Source organism: Thiohalobacter sp. (genome assembly GCF_027000115.1).
In the GTDB taxonomy this organism is placed as follows: domain Bacteria; phylum Pseudomonadota; class Gammaproteobacteria; order Thiohalobacterales; family Thiohalobacteraceae; genus JALTON01.
Genome location: NZ_JALTON010000017.1, coordinates 14113 through 29936 on the forward strand (window position 1 = coordinate 14113; position 15824 = coordinate 29936).

Genomic DNA, 15824 nt, shown 5'->3' on the forward strand with positions numbered 1-15824 from the left:
GCGTGCGAGTGGAAGCCGGATTATACGCGACCGTGCCCGGCGTGCATGCGGACGCAGGGGCGACGGGTCAAGGCAGATCGCGGGCCGCGGCCCAGGGACTGGCACCGATCCAGGCCAGCATATCGTCCGCCGGCATGGCGCGCGCGATGTGGTAGCCCTGGGCATAGTCGCAGCCCATCTCGCGGAGGAGGGCGAGCGTGGCGTCGTTCTCCACGCCCTCGGCCACGACCCGGATACCGAAGTTGTGCGCCAGATCGATGATCGACCGCACCAGCAACTGGTCATGCCGGTTGTTGGCCATGTCCAGCACGAAGGACTTGTCGATCTTGAGCTTGTGCACCGGCAGATCGCGAAGATAGGCCAGCGAGGAATGCCCGGTGCCGAAGTCGTCGATGGCGATGGTGACGCCGATGTCGGTCAGTTCCTGCAGGGTCTTCAGGGCCGCAGCGGGATCTTCCATCATGGCGCTTTCCGTGACTTCCAGTGTCAGCGTTCCGGGCTGGGTGTTCCAGATGGTCATGGCGCGTTTGACCAGTGGTACCACGTCCTCGGCATGCAGGATGCGCGCGGAGAGATTCACCGCCACGGTCACGCAGCCCAGGTGCTGGCGGCACATGCCGCACTGGCGCAGGGCGGCGTTGAGCGACCAGTAGGTCAGGGCATCGATCAGCCCGCACTGCTCGGCCAGGGGCACGAAGATGTCCGGTGGCACGAAGCCGCGGTCGGGATGGTGCCAGCGGGTCAGCGCCTCGCCACCGGCCAGCCGACCGGTACGCAGGTCGATCTGCGGCTGGTAGTGCATGGCCAGGGCACCATCACGGATGGCGGTTTCGAGATCGCCCTTGAGGCCCAGCCAGGCCGCTTGCTCGGCCTGGCGCTGCGGGTCGTAGAGGCACCAGGGCCGGGTTTGCTCCACGGCACAGTGGAGTGCCGCATCGGCGTGGCGCAACAGCGCTGCCGCATTGCAGCCATGCTCCGGAAACAGGGCCATGCCTGCCCGACTGCGGACCGGTACGTAGCCATCGTCCTCTGCGAGATTCATGCGGGTGCAGGCCGCGAGGCGTTCCAGCGCCAGCTCGGCAACTCGCGGATTGCGCACGTCCCGCAGCAGGACGGCGAATTCATCGGCCCCGATGCGAAACAGGCGATCGTTCGGCCGCAGCATGCCGTGGATGGCATCCACCACCGCCGCCAGTACCCGGTCGCCGGTTTCGTGGCCGAACTCGATGTTGATGGCACGGAAGCCCTCGATGTTGACCAGACCGAGAGCACCGGGCGTGGGCGCCGGTTCGCCCAGCCACTCCGCCAGCGCCGTCAGCAGTGCATCCCTTCCCGGTGGGAAGGCGTCACCTGCGAGTCTGGGTTGCGGCACACTCACAGGTAGAAGTCCTTCGGTTCGACGCCATAGGTTCCCGGTTCCAGCGCCGTGCGTATTTCGACAGGGCGACCGTCTTCGGTGGGGTTCTGCATCAGGTCCAGAACGGGATTGGATTCCAGCGCGGCCTTGTCCCTGTCCAGGACCAGCATCACCTTGGGCCGCAGCCGCCGCACCCGGTTCTGGGCAATGACGATGCCCACCTCGCCGGTATTCAGCTCCACCACGGTGCCCACCGGGAAAACCCCCAGGCACTGGATGAACTGTTCGACCATGTCGGTCTGGAAGTCCTTGTCCCGCCATTCGTACAGCTTCTGGATCGCAGCGTAGGAGGAGATCGCCCGGGCATAAGGCCGGTCGGACGTGATGGCGTCGTAGCAGTCGACCACGGCAGCAATGCGCCCGAACACCGGAATCTGGTGGCCGGGCACTGAGTTGGGGTAGCCCTTGCCGTTGTGACGTTCGTGGTGGTGCAGGATGGTGTCGATGATCAGCGTATTGCTGCCCTTCATGCCCGAGACGATCTCCACCCCGTAGGCGACATGACGGCGAAACAGTGCGGCCTCGGCTGAATTGAGCCGGCCCGGCTTGTGCAGCAGCTCGTCGGGCAGTTTCATCTTGCCGACATCGATCAGCAGGGTCCCGACCGCCAGGTTCTCCAGCTCCAGGCGATTGAAACCGAGATGACGGCCGAAGGCCACGGCGAGGCTGCAGGCGTCGACACAGTGCGCATAGGTGTAGTTGTCCTTGTCCTTGAGGCGGGTCAGCCAGAGGAAGGCATCCGGGTTGCGGATCACGCTGTCGATCATGCCGGAGACCGATTGGCGTACCGCAGGCACGCTCAGCTTACGGCCGGCGCGGAGGTCGTCCAGCACATTGCTGATCTCGTCCAGGGTGTGGTGGTAGGCGGCGCGCGCCGGCCCCAGTTCCTCCTCGAAGCGGGTCTGCTCCGGGTACCTGATATGGCCCGAGGGCATGCGGAAGATCTCGGCATGCTCGTCATGAGCGGGCCCCGTGTCGGTTTCGGGCAGGTAGCGGGTCGCGGGGATGCCCTTCTCGACATCGATATAGACGTACTCGCACTCCGCGCGCAGGGCCTCCAGGTCCGACTTGTCGCGAATGGTGAAGCCCTGGAACAAGAAGGAGGACTCCAGCCAGGGGCGATCGAGGCTGGCGACATACATGCCGGGTTTCAGATCCTCGACCGCGACCTTGTACTGGACCAGGGTCCGGACGGTACGTTCGGTATCGACTTCGGCACGGGGCATGCCGTGGATAGCGGCGCGTCGGCACGGGACTTGAGCGAACCCGGGCGGCCGGAATGACAGAGGTCATTCGTGAGGAATATATTATAACTATCAGAGTTATAAAGAATATAAGTAACGACGATTCCGTCGCGCGCCAGCCTGCAAGCGCCTCTGGACAAGCGGGATCAGGTAACCTGCGAGTGCCCCTGCGTCGCCTGCAGCACCTGCCGGGCCGCCTCGCGTCCCGAGACCACGGCGCCCTCGAGCGTGGCGGGCAAACCGGTGCGGGTGAAGTCACCGGCCAGGTACAGCCCGGGTGCCACCCGCCCGTTGGGTGGGCGCAGGGTATCGACCCCCGGCAGAGCCTCGAAGGTCGCGCGTTTTTCCCGCACCACCCGGATCGCCTGCGGCGGCGGCCAGTCCGGATGGGCCTCGGCCAGTTCGCGGGTGACAGCCGCGGCCAGCGCCTCGTTGTCCAGTTCGAGGTGCGGACCCCGGCCGCTGATCACCACGGCCAGCAGGCCCGGCTGACCGCACACTCCGCGGTCGAAACTCCACTGGCAGAGCCCGTCCAGCCAGCCTTCCACCGGCCTCGCCTGACGGACCGCTTCGGGATAGCGCAGATAAAGGGTGCAGATGGGCGCCTCCGTGAGCCGGTCCAGGCCGGCGAGTTCCGGGAGGCCCAGCGGCGCCAGCAGGCGGCGGGTCAGGGTGGGATTGACGGCCAGGATCACCCGCTGGGCCTTTACCTCGGTGTTGCGGAAGTGCAATCGGAAACCCTCGTCGCCGGCCGGTTCGAGTCGCAACAGGCGTTGGGAGAGCTGCACCTGGCCACCGTGAGCGCCAATGTAGTCGTAGGCCGGTGTCGGCAGCAGGCTGCACAGGTCGGTACGGGGAATCAGGAAGTCCGCGGCTTCCCGATCACCGGCGAGACTGCGCTGGAGCACGGCCAGGAACAGGCGGGCGGAGGCCCGGTTGAGCGGGGTGTTCATGGCTGCCAGGCACAGCGGGGCCCACAGCCGGGCGAGCAGACGGCCGCTCTGCCGTTCGGCGATCAGCAGGGCCTGTGCCGTGATGTCACGGGTGAGCCGGATCTGCCCCCGTTGCAGGCGCAGGGCGAAACGCAGCAGCCGCAGCCGGTCCACGGGGGTCAGGCCGCGTGCGGCGAGGATGCCGGCGCCCAGATGCAGCGGCGCCGGCAGGCGGCGGGCCTGCAGGTCCAGCAGTCGGCGGCGGCCGCGGCGGAGGAAGAGCGTAAGGGGCTGGCGTTCGAGGGCTTCCGCGGGATCCACGCCGATGGTTTCCAGCAGCGCCAGCAGCGCGCGGTAGGCACCGATCATCAGGTGCTGGCCGTTGTCCACGCGGAGGTCGTCGAAGGGCACGCAGCGTGCGCGGCCGCCGAGCTGGCGGCCCGCCTCGAACAGGGTGACCGGAACCTGGGCGTGGGCAAGCGTGACGGCGGCGGAGAGGCCGGCCCAGCCGCCGCCAATCACAGCCACTGGCAACGATTGCGAATCCGGCTCAGTCATCGGCCAGGACCGTGGGCAGGCCGGCACGGCGTGCCCGGCGTCTCTCGGCCCGCGCCGTGCGCCAGGCAATCCACAGCTTGCGCAGGGGCGTGAGCGCAACCCGGTGATGCATGACCTGGAAGCCGTCGCGCTCGATCTCGTCCAGCAGGGCGCGATAGATGGCGGCCATCACCAGTCCGCTGCGCTGCCGGTAGCGATCCACTTCGGGCAGTCGCGCCAGGGCCTGGTCCTGGTGCTCGCGCGCGCGGCCCGCCTCGAAGGCCAGCAGCCGCTTCAGCTCGGGGGTGTCGCGCAGGGCCAGCAGGTCCCGGACATCGACGTCGAACCGCGCCAGGTCCTCGGCCGGGATATAGATGCGCCCGCGCAGCGCATCCTCGCGTACGTCCCGTATGATGTTGACCAGTTGCAGTGCGGTCCCGAGTCGCTCGGCATAGTCGAGTGTGCGACGGTCGGAATAGCCGAAGATCTCGCATGACAGCAGCCCGACCACGCCCGCCGCGCGATGGCAGTACAGGGCCAGGTCGCTGAAGGTTTCGTAACGGGTGCCGTTCAGGTCCATGGCCATGCCGTCGATGATCTCCTGGAGGTATTCCAGCGGCAGGTTGTAGTGGGCGCGCAGCGGCAGCAGGGCGCGGGTCACCGGGTGCTGGGGCGTGCCGGCCTCCAGCCGCAGCAGCTCGTCGCGCCACCAGTCCAGCTTGCGGCGCGCCACGCCGGCATCGCTGCATTCGTCCACCACGTCGTCCACCTCGCGGCAGAAGGCGTACAGCGCAGTAATGGCGCGGCGCTGGCGTGGCGGCAGCAGGCGAAAGCTGTAGTAGAAGCTGGAGCCGCTGGCGGCGGCGCGTTGTTGGCAATAGGTGTCGGGGTCCATGGCATCGCCGGATGGGGAACCGGAGGCAAGCATAGCGGATCCGGCGGCCTCAGGCGGCGGCCAGCGCCCGCCACAGGATGCGCAGGCGGTCGCGGCGATCGAGGCGGGGTCGGTCGAACAGGTCCGCGCGTGGCGCGGCAAGGCGTTCCAGCACCCGTTCGCCGCTCAGCACGATGGCACGAATCTCCAGCCCCAGCCGACCCCCCAGGCGACGGCCCAGCGGTGCCCCCGCGCGCAGCAGGCGGCGGGTTCGTGCGATCTGGAAATCCAGCAGCTTGCGCATGGCGGGGTCCGAGATGCGCTGCTCGAAATGTGCCTCGGTCACGCCGAAGCGCGCCATCTCGTCCTGCGGAATGTAGATCCGCCCGTGCTCGTGCCAGTCCTGTCCGAGGTCCTGCAGGAAATTGATGAGCTGCAGGGCACTGCAGATGGCATCCGATTCGCCCAGCGAACGGTCATCCTCGCGTGCTGCGAGCGCCAGCACCAGCCGGCCGACGGGATTGGCCGAGCGCCGGCAGTAGTCCATCAGTTCGCCGAAGCTGGCATAACGCCTGCGGGTCACGTCCTGCCGGAAGGCACTGAGCAGGTCGGCGAAGGGTGCGACCGGCAGGTTGTGGCGGTCGATGACCTCCGCCAGCAGGCGGAACAGGCCGTCGGAAGGGAAGTCGCCACGGGCGATGGCGTCGAGCTGCGCGTCCATGGCATCGAGGGCGGCGAGCCGCTGTTCCGGCGAGCGCTCGCCTTCATCGGCCAGGTCGTCGGCACTGCGCGCAAAGGCGTAGATGACCGCGAGCGGGCGGCGCAACCGGCGCGGCAGCAGCCGGGAGGCCACGGGAAAGTTCTCGTAGTGGGTGCGTGCCAGCGAAGCGCATTCGGTCAGTGCAGCCGGCATCTGCGCTGCGTTCATGAATCTTCCGCGTCTTCCGCCTGGCTGCGGTTCTCCACCTGGCGTGGCGCGCGCTCTATCTGTTCAGGGCTCCTGGCTTCCTTGTGCGCGGTGATGCCGAGCTCGGTGAAGCGGCGCGCAGCGGGGAGCAGGCGAGCGTCGAAGGATCCCACCGCCTTGTTGTACGCAGTCACGCTGCTGTCCAGGCTGCGGCCGAGTTTCGCCAGGTGCTCTGCGAACACCTGCAGGCGACCATAGAGATCTTCGCCGGCCTCGCGGATGCGTTCGGCGTTCTCGGCCAGTGCCGCCTGCCGCCAGCCATAGGCGATGGCACGGAGCAGTGCGACCAGGCTGGTCGGCGTGGCGATCACCACCCGGTTGGCGAGGGCATCCTCGATCAGGGTGCGGTCCTTGTCGAGCGCGGCGGACAGAAACTGGTCGCCGGGAATGAACAGCACCACGAAGTCGGGCGAGCGCGAAAACTGCTGCCAGTAGGCCTTGGCCGAGAGCTCCTTCACCCGCTCACGTACCTTCCGCGCATGGCGCGCGAGCTGCGTCTCGCGTTCGTTGTCGTCGCCGGCCTCGACTGCCGCCAGATAGGCATCCAGCGAGGTCTTGGCGTCGACGATGATCTCGCGCTGGTCGGGCATGCGCACCACCATGTCCGGACGCATCGCGCCAGTGTCACCCTTCACCTGCGCCTGTTCCACGAAGTCGCAGTGTTCGACCATGCCGGCCAGTTCGGCGAGACGCTTGAGCGTTAGCTCGCCCCACTGGCCGCGGACCTCGGGCCGGCGCAGGGCCTGGACCAGGTTTCGGGTCTCGCTGTGCAGCAGGCGATGCGACTGGGCCATGGTCTCGAGATGCTTGTGCAGCGAGCCGAAGGCCTCGCGGCGCTCGTTTTCCATCCGCCGCACCTCGCGCTCGGTGCGCTCCAGCGCCTCGCGGATGGGCTTGACCAGGGAAGCCACGGCCTTTTCGCGCTCGCCCAGTTCGCTCCTCGCTTCGGCCTGGAACCGCTTGAGGTTTTCCTCGGCGAGCTTGAGAAACTCGCTGCTGTTGCGCTTGAGGGCGTCCGCCGCCAGCGCGCCGAAGGCATCCCGCAACTGCGCCTCTGCCGCCTGGCGCGTCTCCCGTTCCACTGCCATCAGGCGCTGGTTGGCCTCGAGTTCGCTCCGGGCCTGCCGCGCGGCTTCGCGCGCCTGGCGCAGGCGCGGCGAGACGATCAACCACAAGGCCGCCATTCCGAGCAGGAAGCCGCCGGCGGCCGACAGGGCAGCGAGCAGCGTGGGCTGCTGGGCCAGTGACGAGAGATCGGTCATGCCGGCATCATACCATCGACCATTCAGGGCAGGCCGAGGAAGGCCAGAATGTCGCGGGGATGATCGACGAGTGCGTCCGCGCCCCAGTTCTCGGGCCGCTCGTCGGCGCCGACGTAGCCGAAGCGGGCGGCAAGGGCGGGCATGCCGGCCGCGCGCGCCGCCTCGATGTCACGCAGGGCATCGCCGACATAGACACAGCTTTCCGCTGCCCGGCCCAGTTGCCGGCAGGCATGCAGCAGGGGTTCGGGGTCCGGCTTGCGCTGTGGCAGGGTATCGCCACTGACCAGCGCCGCCGCACGCTGGTCCAGCCCAAGGGCCCGCATCAGGGGCTCGGTCAGCCAGCCCGGCTTGTTGGTGACCACGCCCCAGGGGAGGCCATGCCGTTCCAGGGCGTCCATCACGCCTTCCATGCCTTCGAAGGGGCGAGTGGCATCGGCGATGTGGGCCAGGTAGTGATCGAGAAAGAAATCACGCACCTCGGCAAAACCGGCATCGTCCGGTTCCAGGCCGAAACCCAGGCGGATCAGTGCCCGTCCGCCATGCGATACATGCGGGCGAATGACCTCGAAGGGCAGGGGGGGGCGGCCATGATGGACCAGGGTGGCATTGAGGGCGGCGGCAAGATCGGGGGCGGTGTCGAGCAGGGTGCCGTCCAGATCGAACAGCACGCCGCGAACGGGACGGGGCATGGGTTCAATCCCGGCTGCAGGCCATCAGATAGTTGACGTCGGTGTCCCGTCCCAGGCTGTAGACGCGCGTGAAGGGGTTGTAGCTCATGCCGGTGATGTCGGCGACCTCCAGACCGGTATCGCGCGCCCAGCGCGCCAGTTCCGCGGGACGGATGAACTTGCGGTAGTCATGGGTGCCGCGCGGCAGCAGTTTCAGCACATACTCGGCGCCGACGATGGCGAACAGGTAGGACTTGGGATTGCGGTTGATGGTGGAGAAGAACACCTGTCCGCCCGGCTTCACCAGGGTCGCGCAGGCGCGGACGACCGAGGCCGGGTCGGGCACGTGCTCCAGCATTTCCAGGCAGGTGACGACGTCGAAGGCCGCCGGTGCCTCCCGGGCCATGGCCTCGGCGGTGGCCTGGCGGTAGTCGACTTCCAGGCCCGATTCCAGCAGATGCAGGCGCGCCACCGACAGCGGCGCCTCGCCCATGTCGATGCCGGTGACCTGCGCGCCGCGCGCCGCCATGCCCTCGGCCAGCAGGCCACCGCCGCAGCCGACATCGATGACCCGCTTGCCCGCCAGTCCCGCGCGCTGCTCGATGTAGTCGAGCCGCAGCGGATTGATGTCATGCAGCGGCTTGAATTCACTTTCCGGATCCCACCAGCGCGCGGCCAGGGCCTCGAACTTGCGGATCTCGCCGGGATCAACGTTGTGCGCGGCTTCGGTCATGGGGGAACAGGATAGCGGGGATGGGCGGGAGGCGGTAGGGGGGTCAGGAGTGAGGCGTGAGGCGTGCGAACGGCCGCCGGTGTCACCCCCAGGCCTTGAGTCGCTGTTCCCACAGACCGGCACGATGCAGCACGGCCTCCTCGTCCAGCCGGGTCAGGGCGCGGTCCTTGACCACATGCTCGCCGCCGACCCAGACATCGGTGACCTGGTGGCGGGAGGCGGCATAGACCACTTGCGAGACGGGGTGATAGAGCGGGCGGGTTTCCGGCTCGTCGACGGCGAGCGCGCAGATATCGGCCGACTTGCCGATCTCCAGAGAGCCGGTTTCATCGCCCAGGCCAAGGGCCTGGGCGCCGTTGAGGGTGGCCATGCGCAACACGGTGGCGGCATCGGCGGCCCGGGCATCGCCGGCAACACCCTTGGCGAGCAGCGCGGCGGTGCGCATTTCGCCGAACAGGTCGAGGTCGTTGTTGCTGGCCGCGCCATCGGTGCCGAGGGCCACGTTGACGCCGGCATCCAGCAGCTTCTGCAGGGGGCAGAAACCGGAGGCCAGCTTGAGGTTCGATTCGGGGCAATGCACCACGTGGGCGCCGGAGTCGGCAAAGGCCGCCAGCTCCTCGTCCTCGAGCTGGGTCATGTGCACGGCGAGCAGGGAGGGGGAGACCAGCCCCAGCGCCTGCAGCCGTGCCAGCGGGCGCTGGCCGCAGCCCTCTACCGACTGCTGCACTTCGTCGGCGGTTTCGTGCACATGCATGTGGATGGGGATGTCCAGCTCGTCGGCCAGTACCCGGATGCGCTCCAGCGGGCCGTCGGAGACGGTGTAGGGTGCGTGCGGGGCAAAGGCGGTGCGGATCAGCGGATCGTTGCGGTACTCGTCGTGCAGGGCCAGTCCCTTGTGCAGGTATTCGTCGGCGTCCGCGGCATAGGCGGTGGGAAAATCGATGACGATCAACCCGACCACGCAGCGCATGCCGGCCGCGGCGGCCACGCGCGCGGTGACCTCCGGGAAGAAGTACATGTCATTGAAGCAGGTGATGCCGCCGCGCAGCATCTCGATCACGGCCAGCTCGGAGCCGGCCTGCGCGAATTCCGGACTCACCCAGCGCTGTTCGGCCGGCCAGATGTGGCCTTGCAGCCATTCCATCAGCGGCAGGTCGTCGGCCAGGCCGCGCATCAGGGTCATGGCGGCATGGGTGTGGGCATTCACCAGTCCGGGGATCAGCACATGTCCGGGCAGGTCCAGCTCGGTTTTGCCGCGATAGCTGCGCCGGGCCTGATCACCGGGCAGGATGGCCCGGATACGGCCGTCATGGACGGCAATGCTGTGCTGTTCCAGCACCAGTCCGGCTGGCTCGACCGGGATGATCCAGCCGGCATGAATCAGGGTATCGACGGTATCCATTCGGGTGCCCGGATGTTGTCCGCAACCGCGGGCAGTATAGGGAAAGCGGGGAAGGGCGGCCAGGCGTGGACACCTCAGCCGGCCTGGTGGAGATGCACCTCCCGCTGCGGGAAGGGGATGGAAATGCCCTCGGCATCGAAGCGGGTCTTGATGGTTTCCAGCAGATCGGAGCGAACGTCCCAGTAGTCGCCGCTGGCCACCCAGGGACGGACGTTCAGGTTGACGCTGCTGTCGGCCAGTTCGCCGACCGAGACGGCGGGGGCGGGGTCCTTGAGGATGCGCTCGTCGGCGCCGAGGATTTCCTCCAGCAGGCCCTTGGCCTTGCGGATGTCGTCGTCGTAGCCGATGCCGATGACCAGGTCGATGCGCCGGGTATCGCGCGCGGATACGTTGACGATGGTGCCGCCATAGATCTGTCCGTTGGGCACGATGATCTCGCGGTTGTCGCCCGTGCGCAGGACCGTATTGAAGATGCTGACCTTCTCCACCACGCCGGACACGCCGGCGGCCTCGATGAAGTCACCGACATTGAAGGGGCGAAAGACGATGAGCATCACGCCGGACGAGAAATTGGCCAGCGAGTCCTTGAGCGCGAGGCCGACGGCCAGGCCGGCGGCGCCGAGAACGGCAAGCAGCGAAGTGGTCTGGACGCCGAGGTGATCGAGTGCCGCGATGGCCACCACGGCCAGCAGCAGTGCATACAGGATGTTGCCGAGAAACTCGGACAACATGGTGTCCATGCCGCCGCGGTCCATCATGTTGCGAACCAGCCGGGTGAGGCGTGCCGCCAGCCACTTGCCGATGAAGAAAATGGCCGCCGCGATCAGGATGCGCAGTGCCCAGGGGATCACGTAGAGGTCGAGAAAGCCCGGCTGGGCGAGTTCGGTGAGGGGTTCCATGTCGAGTCCTCCCTTGGTGCTGGATGTTCGGGTGCCCATCAGGAAATCGCCCGCGCGAGGCGGGCGATTTCAACAGGCTTTGTGATGCGCTTACTGGGCCTCGGGCACCATCTCGGCACCACGCAGGGTAATTTCCACGCGGCGGTTCTTCGCGCGGCCCTCGCGGGTGGCGTTGCTGGCGATGGGCTTTTCCTCGCCGTAGCCGATGGTGGTCATGATGCGTGGATCGATGCCCTGCTCGATAAGATAGTTCTTCACGGCGTTGGCCCGGCGCATGGACAGGGTCTTGTTGTATTCGGCGCTGCCGGTACTGTCGGTGTGCCCCGCGATCTCGATGCGCTCGATGTTGGCGAGCTTCTTCACATGCGCCACCAGAGCATCGAGTTCGGCGCGACCTTCCGGCTTGATCACGTCGCTGTCGACGTCGAACAGGGCGCCGGCGCCGAGGGTTACCGTCTTGAACTTGGGCGCGGGCCTGGCGGCGGGCTTGGGTGCCGGTGCCGGGGCGGGCTTGGCCACCGGCTCGGGCTTCTTGACCAGATCTGGATCGCACTCGGCGATGGCCTTGGCCGGGCTCCAGGAACCGCTGCGGACACAGTTGCCCGCGCTGTCGCGGACGACGTTGCCCGTGGAATCATACGCGTAGCCGCAGCTGTACTCGGATGCGGCGGTGGCGAGCACCGGTGCCGCGAGAAGGGCGGCGACCAGGGCTGCCAGACTGAACTGTCGATTATTGTCATGCATGTTGCGGGCTCCTTTGAGTCCTGTCCTGCCAGGCGGGTTGTTGGCGTCATCGTTACGTTCACTTGCCAGTGTAGAGCCCGGGCGTCTTTGAAACCAGTGGTCCCTGTGCAAGAATCGCGAGCCAATATGACAGCTTCTGCCTTGCGAGGGGTGTCCGGGGCGATATCAACACCCATGTCGCCGGTCACCTGCGTCAGCCAAGCGGGATGCCCGGAGCAGACCGGTCTCATCGACAACTGCCGAAAGCCATGAACAGGGATCTTCACGACAGCGTCCGGGCGGTTGCCTGGCACGAGGACCGCTTGCAACTGCTGGACCAGCGCCGGTTGCCGGATGAGGAAATCGTGCTCGAGTACGCGGATGCCGACGCGGTGGCCGGGGCCATCCGCGACATGGTGGTGCGCGGCGCGCCGGCCATCGGCATCACCGCCGCCTATGGCGCCGTGCTGGCGGCACGGGCCTGTCGCGCCAGCCGGCCCCACGACTGGCGCGACTGCTGGGCGCAGGCGCTCGATACCCTGGCCGAGGCCCGGCCGACCGCGGTCAACCTGTTCTGGGCGCTGGCGCGGATGCGCGAGGCGGCCGGGGGCGTGCCCGACGATCAGGTCGAGGAACGGCTGCTGGCGACTGCGCGCGCCATCCACGAGGACGACATCGCCGCCAACCGGCGCATGGGCGAACTCGGCGCCTCGCTGCTCAACGACCAGCGTGCCGTGCTCACCCACTGCAATACCGGCTCGCTGGCCACCGGCGGCTATGGCACGGCGCTGGGCGTGATCCGCGCCGGCTGGGCCAGCGGCCGCATTGCCCATGTCTATGCCGACGAGACCCGGCCCTGGCTGCAAGGGGCCCGGCTCACCGCCTGGGAGCTGGTGCGCGACCGTATCCCCGTCACCCTCATCGCCGAGGGCGCCGCCGCCCACCTCATGCGCGGCGGCCACATCCAGTGGGTGATCGTCGGCTCCGACCGCATTGCCGCCAACGGCGATGTCGCCAACAAGATAGGCACCTACGGTCTGGCGGTGATGGCGCGTCACCACGGCGTGCGCTTCATGGTCGTCGCCCCCACCAGCACCATCGACATGGACACCCCGACCGGTGCCGACATCCCTATCGAGACCCGTGATCCGGATGAGGTGCTGGGCTGCGGCGGCCGGCGCATCGCGGCCGAGGGCGCGGCTGCCTGGAACCCCGCCTTCGACGTCACCCCGGCGGAGCTGGTGGACGCCATCGTCACCGAGCGCGGCATCGTCGAGTCGCCGACCCCGGAGGCCATGGCCGCCCTCATGGGGCGATGACCTAGGCCGGCGGCGGGATTTCCCGGAGAGCGCCTGAGAGCCCGCCAGAGCCGCGATCGCGGCCGTGAAGTGGTTCCCCCGCTATGCTAAGATAAGCCGAATTTGGCGCCTGTGCGTCGGTGTCGCGGCACGGGCGGTCGTCGGAGGAAATGTCATAGAAGGGTCCAACCCCACCCATGGCTGAGTTCGCCAAAGAAGTTCTCCCGGTCAATCTCGAAGACGAAATGCGGCAGTCCTATCTGGACTATGCCATGAGCGTCATCGTCGGCCGGGCGCTGCCCGACGTGCGCGACGGGCTCAAGCCGGTGCACCGGCGCGTGCTCTATGCCATGAGCGAGCTGGGCAACGACTGGAACAAGCCCTACAAGAAGTCGGCCCGCGTGGTCGGCGACGTCATCGGCAAGTACCACCCCCACGGCGACACCGCCGTCTACGACACCATCGTGCGCATGGCGCAGCCCTTCTCGCTGCGCTACATGCTGATCGACGGTCAGGGCAACTTCGGCTCGGTGGACGGCGATGCTCCGGCCGCCATGCGCTACACCGAAGTGCGCATGAGCCGCATCGCCCACGAGCTGCTCGCCGACCTGGACAAGGAAACGGTCGACTTCGTCCCCAACTACGACGAGTCCGAACGCGAGCCCGCGGTTTTCCCCACCCGCATACCCAACCTGCTGGTCAACGGCTCCGCCGGCATTGCCGTGGGCATGGCGACCAACATCCCGCCGCACAACCTCGGCGAGGTGGTCGACGCCTGCATCGCCCTGATCGACGACCCGGCCATCGACATCCGCGGCCTGATGGCCCATGTGCCGGGGCCGGATTTCCCCACCGGCGCCATCATCCGTGGCGTGCGCGGCATCCAGGAGGCCTACCTCACCGGGCGTGGCCGGGTCCGGGTGCGGGCGCGGACCGAGATCGAGAGCGACGACAAGGGCCGCCAGACCATCGTGGTCACCGAGCTGCCCTACCAGGTCAACAAGGCCCGGCTGCTGGAAAAGATCGCCGAGTTGGTCAAGGACCGCAAGATCGAGGGCATCGCCAACCTGCGCGACGAATCCGACAAGGAGGGCATGCGCATGGTGATCGAGCTCAAGCGCGGCGAGGTCGCCGAAGTGGTACTCAACAACCTCTACGCGCACACCCAGCTGCAGACGGTATTCGGCATCAACATGGTGGCGCTGGTCGACGGTCAGCCGCGGCTGCTCAATCTCAAGGAGATGCTGGAGGCCTTCATCCGCCACCGGCGCGAGGTGGTTACCCGCCGCACCGTGTTCGAGCTGCGCAAGGCCCGTGAGCGCGCGCACATACTCGAAGGCCTTGCCGTCGCCCTGGCCAACATCGACGAAGTGATTGCGCTGATCAAGGCCTCACCGGGCCGCACCGAGGCGCGGGCCGAGCTCATGGCGAGGACATGGGATCCGGGCCTGGTCACGGCCATGCTGGAGCGCACGGGCAGCACCGCTTCCCGGCCGGACAATCTGGAGCCGGGGCTGGGGCTGACCGGGGACGGCTACCGGCTGTCCGAGGCCCAGGCCCAGGCCATCCTGGATCTGCGCCTGCACCAGCTCACCAGCCTGGAACAGGACAAGATCACCGACGAGTACCAGCAACTGCTGGATCGCATCGGCGACCTGCTGGAGATTCTTTCCAACCCCGACCGTCTGATGCAGGTCATCCGCGACGAACTCACCGAGGTGCGCGAACAGTTTTCGGATGCCCGCCGCACGGAGATCAGCGAAGACGAGGCCGACCTGTCGCTGGAGGACCTGATCACCGAGGAAGACGTGGTGGTCACCCTGTCCCATGCCGGCTACGCCAAGGCCCAGCCGCTGTCCGAGTACAGTGCCCAGCGCCGCGGCGGACGCGGCAAGAGCGCAACGGCGGTCAAGGAAGAGGACTTTGTCGACAAGCTGTTCATCGCCAGCACCCACGACACCATCCTGTGTTTTTCCAGCCGCGGCAAGGCCTACTGGCTCAAGGTCTACCAGTTGCCCCAGGCCGGGCGAGCCGCGCGCGGCAAGCCCATCGTCAACCTGCTGCCGCTGGAAGAGGACGAGCGCATCAACGCCGTGCTGCCGGTACGCGAGTATGCCGACGACCAGTACATCTTCATGGCCACCGCCAGCGGCACGGTGAAGAAGACACCGCTGTCCGCCTTCTCCCGCCCACGCAGCAGCGGCATCATTGCCCTGGAACTGCGCGAGGGCGACCGGCTGGTCGATGTCGCGCTGACGGACGGCGAGCGCGACGTGATGCTGTTCAGCGACGCCGGCAAGGCCATCCGCTTCCACGAGTCCGACGTGCGTCCCATGGGCCGCACCGCGGCCGGTGTGCGCGGCATCCGTCTGCAGCCCGAACAGCGCCTGATCGCCCTCATCATCGCCGACGAGGGCGACGTGCTGACCGCGACCGAAAACGGTTACGGCAAGCGCACGCCCGTCGACGAATACCCCATCCACAAGCGCGGCGGGCAGGGCGTCATTTCCATCCAGGCCAGCGAGCGCAACGGCCGGGTGGTCGGCGCCACCCTGGTGCGCGAGGGCGATGAGGTCATGCTCATCACCAATGCCGGCACCCTGGTCCGCACCCGGGTCGCCGAAATCTCGCGCATGGGCCGCAACACCCAGGGCGTTCGTCTGATCCGCCTCGGCGAGGGCGAGAAGCTCGTGGGCATCGATGCAATCGTCGAAGGCGAGGAAGAAGAGGAATAGGAAATAGCCACCGAATCTCACGGTATCCACGGGAGAACAACGCTCTATCCCGTTTCAGGCCAGGGGCGATACCCTGGAGCATTGAAAGTATTCAGTGGGTTCAGTGGATTCCGTGGCGATTTTCGATCGAAGA

13 protein-coding genes are annotated in these 15824 nt (G+C 67.3%); 2 read left to right on the forward strand and 11 right to left on the reverse strand.

Annotation, left to right across the window (positions count from 1 at the left end; all coding sequences use genetic code 11):
- Positions 1–67: 67 nt before the first annotated feature.
- The 11 genes from MVF76_RS02465 to MVF76_RS02515 all read right to left on the reverse strand — a co-directional run bounded on the left by MVF76_RS02465 (position 68) and on the right by MVF76_RS02515 (position 11679).
- Entirely contained in the window at positions 68–1378 is a 1311-nt protein-coding gene (locus MVF76_RS02465; RefSeq protein WP_297527200.1) for a putative bifunctional diguanylate cyclase/phosphodiesterase, read from the reverse strand.
- A complete protein-coding gene (locus tag MVF76_RS02470; RefSeq protein ID WP_297527201.1) occupies positions 1375–2643 on the reverse strand; it encodes an HD-GYP domain-containing protein in 1269 nt (422 codons plus the stop codon). Before MVF76_RS02470 ends, MVF76_RS02465 begins: the two co-directional genes overlap by 4 nt.
- 164 nt (positions 2644–2807) lie before the next feature.
- Positions 2808–4121 carry a hydroxysqualene dehydroxylase HpnE gene (hpnE, locus tag MVF76_RS02475; RefSeq protein WP_297527202.1) on the reverse strand — a complete coding sequence of 438 codons (1314 nt, stop codon included), beginning with the start codon at positions 4119–4121 and terminating at the stop codon, positions 2808–2810.
- A gap of 22 nt (positions 4122–4143) precedes the next feature.
- Positions 4144–5025 (reverse strand): presqualene diphosphate synthase HpnD, encoded by an 882-nt coding sequence (gene hpnD / locus MVF76_RS02480; RefSeq protein ID WP_297527203.1) that lies wholly within the window; start codon positions 5023–5025, stop codon positions 4144–4146.
- Positions 5026–5074: 49 nt separating this feature from the next.
- Entirely contained in the window at positions 5075–5932 is an 858-nt protein-coding gene (hpnC, locus tag MVF76_RS02485; RefSeq protein WP_297527204.1) for a squalene synthase HpnC, read from the reverse strand.
- Positions 5929–7233, reverse strand: coding sequence for a DNA recombination protein RmuC (rmuC, locus tag MVF76_RS02490; protein ID WP_297527205.1), 1305 nt, complete (start codon positions 7231–7233; stop codon positions 5929–5931). The genes hpnC and rmuC overlap by 4 nt, the downstream gene beginning before the upstream one ends.
- A 23-nt stretch (positions 7234–7256) precedes the next feature.
- On the reverse strand, positions 7257–7922 hold the full coding sequence (gene gph, locus MVF76_RS02495) for a phosphoglycolate phosphatase (protein ID WP_297527206.1): 666 nt from the start codon (positions 7920–7922) through the stop codon (positions 7257–7259).
- A gap of 4 nt (positions 7923–7926) precedes the next feature.
- A complete protein-coding gene (ubiG, locus tag MVF76_RS02500) occupies positions 7927–8634 on the reverse strand; it encodes a bifunctional 2-polyprenyl-6-hydroxyphenol methylase/3-demethylubiquinol 3-O-methyltransferase UbiG (protein ID WP_297527207.1) in 708 nt (235 codons plus the stop codon).
- Between the two features lie 82 nt (positions 8635–8716).
- Positions 8717–10036: a TRZ/ATZ family hydrolase gene (locus MVF76_RS02505; RefSeq protein ID WP_297527208.1), complete on the reverse strand. Its 1320-nt coding sequence runs from the start codon at positions 10034–10036 to the stop codon at positions 8717–8719.
- 74 nt (positions 10037–10110) lie between these two features.
- Positions 10111–10935 (reverse strand): mechanosensitive ion channel family protein, encoded by an 825-nt coding sequence (locus MVF76_RS02510; RefSeq protein ID WP_297527209.1) that lies wholly within the window; start codon positions 10933–10935, stop codon positions 10111–10113.
- Positions 10936–11025: 90 nt separating this feature from the next.
- Positions 11026–11679, reverse strand: a complete 654-nt coding sequence (locus tag MVF76_RS02515; protein WP_297527210.1) for an OmpA family protein — start codon at positions 11677–11679, stop codon at positions 11026–11028.
- 248 nt (positions 11680–11927) lie between these two features.
- On the opposite strand from MVF76_RS02515, the gene mtnA reads away from it, so the two are divergent.
- Both mtnA and gyrA read left to right on the forward strand, forming a co-directional pair.
- Positions 11928–12977 carry an S-methyl-5-thioribose-1-phosphate isomerase gene (gene mtnA / locus MVF76_RS02520; protein WP_297527211.1) on the forward strand — a complete coding sequence of 350 codons (1050 nt, stop codon included), beginning with the start codon at positions 11928–11930 and terminating at the stop codon, positions 12975–12977.
- A 176-nt stretch (positions 12978–13153) separates the two neighbouring features.
- The gene (gene gyrA, locus MVF76_RS02525) at positions 13154–15691 is read left to right on the forward strand and encodes a DNA gyrase subunit A (protein WP_297527212.1); all 2538 of its coding nucleotides are present in this window, start codon (positions 13154–13156) and stop codon (positions 15689–15691) included.
- The last annotated feature ends 133 nt before the right edge of the window (positions 15692–15824 follow it).

Excerpts from the sequence above, each read along its gene's own strand:
- MVF76_RS02470 (WP_297527201.1), bottom strand. The coding sequence starts at position 2,643 with ATGCCCCGTGCCGAAGTCGATACCGAACGTACCGTCCGGACCCTGGTC.
- hpnD (WP_297527203.1), bottom strand. The coding sequence starts at position 5,025 with ATGGACCCCGACACCTATTGCCAACAACGCGCCGCCGCCAGCGGCTCC.
- hpnC (WP_297527204.1), bottom strand. The coding sequence starts at position 5,932 with ATGAACGCAGCGCAGATGCCGGCTGCACTGACCGAATGCGCTTCGCTG.
- rmuC (WP_297527205.1), bottom strand. The coding sequence starts at position 7,233 with ATGACCGATCTCTCGTCACTGGCCCAGCAGCCCACGCTGCTCGCTGCC.
- gph (WP_297527206.1), bottom strand. The coding sequence starts at position 7,922 with ATGCCCCGTCCCGTTCGCGGCGTGCTGTTCGATCTGGACGGCACCCTG.
- ubiG (WP_297527207.1), bottom strand. The coding sequence starts at position 8,634 with ATGACCGAAGCCGCGCACAACGTTGATCCCGGCGAGATCCGCAAGTTC.
- MVF76_RS02505 (WP_297527208.1), bottom strand. The coding sequence starts at position 10,036 with ATGGATACCGTCGATACCCTGATTCATGCCGGCTGGATCATCCCGGTC.
- MVF76_RS02510 (WP_297527209.1), bottom strand. The coding sequence starts at position 10,935 with ATGGAACCCCTCACCGAACTCGCCCAGCCGGGCTTTCTCGACCTCTAC.
- MVF76_RS02515 (WP_297527210.1), bottom strand. The coding sequence starts at position 11,679 with ATGCATGACAATAATCGACAGTTCAGTCTGGCAGCCCTGGTCGCCGCC.
- mtnA (WP_297527211.1), top strand. The coding sequence starts at position 11,928 with ATGAACAGGGATCTTCACGACAGCGTCCGGGCGGTTGCCTGGCACGAG.
- gyrA (WP_297527212.1), top strand. The coding sequence starts at position 13,154 with ATGGCTGAGTTCGCCAAAGAAGTTCTCCCGGTCAATCTCGAAGACGAA.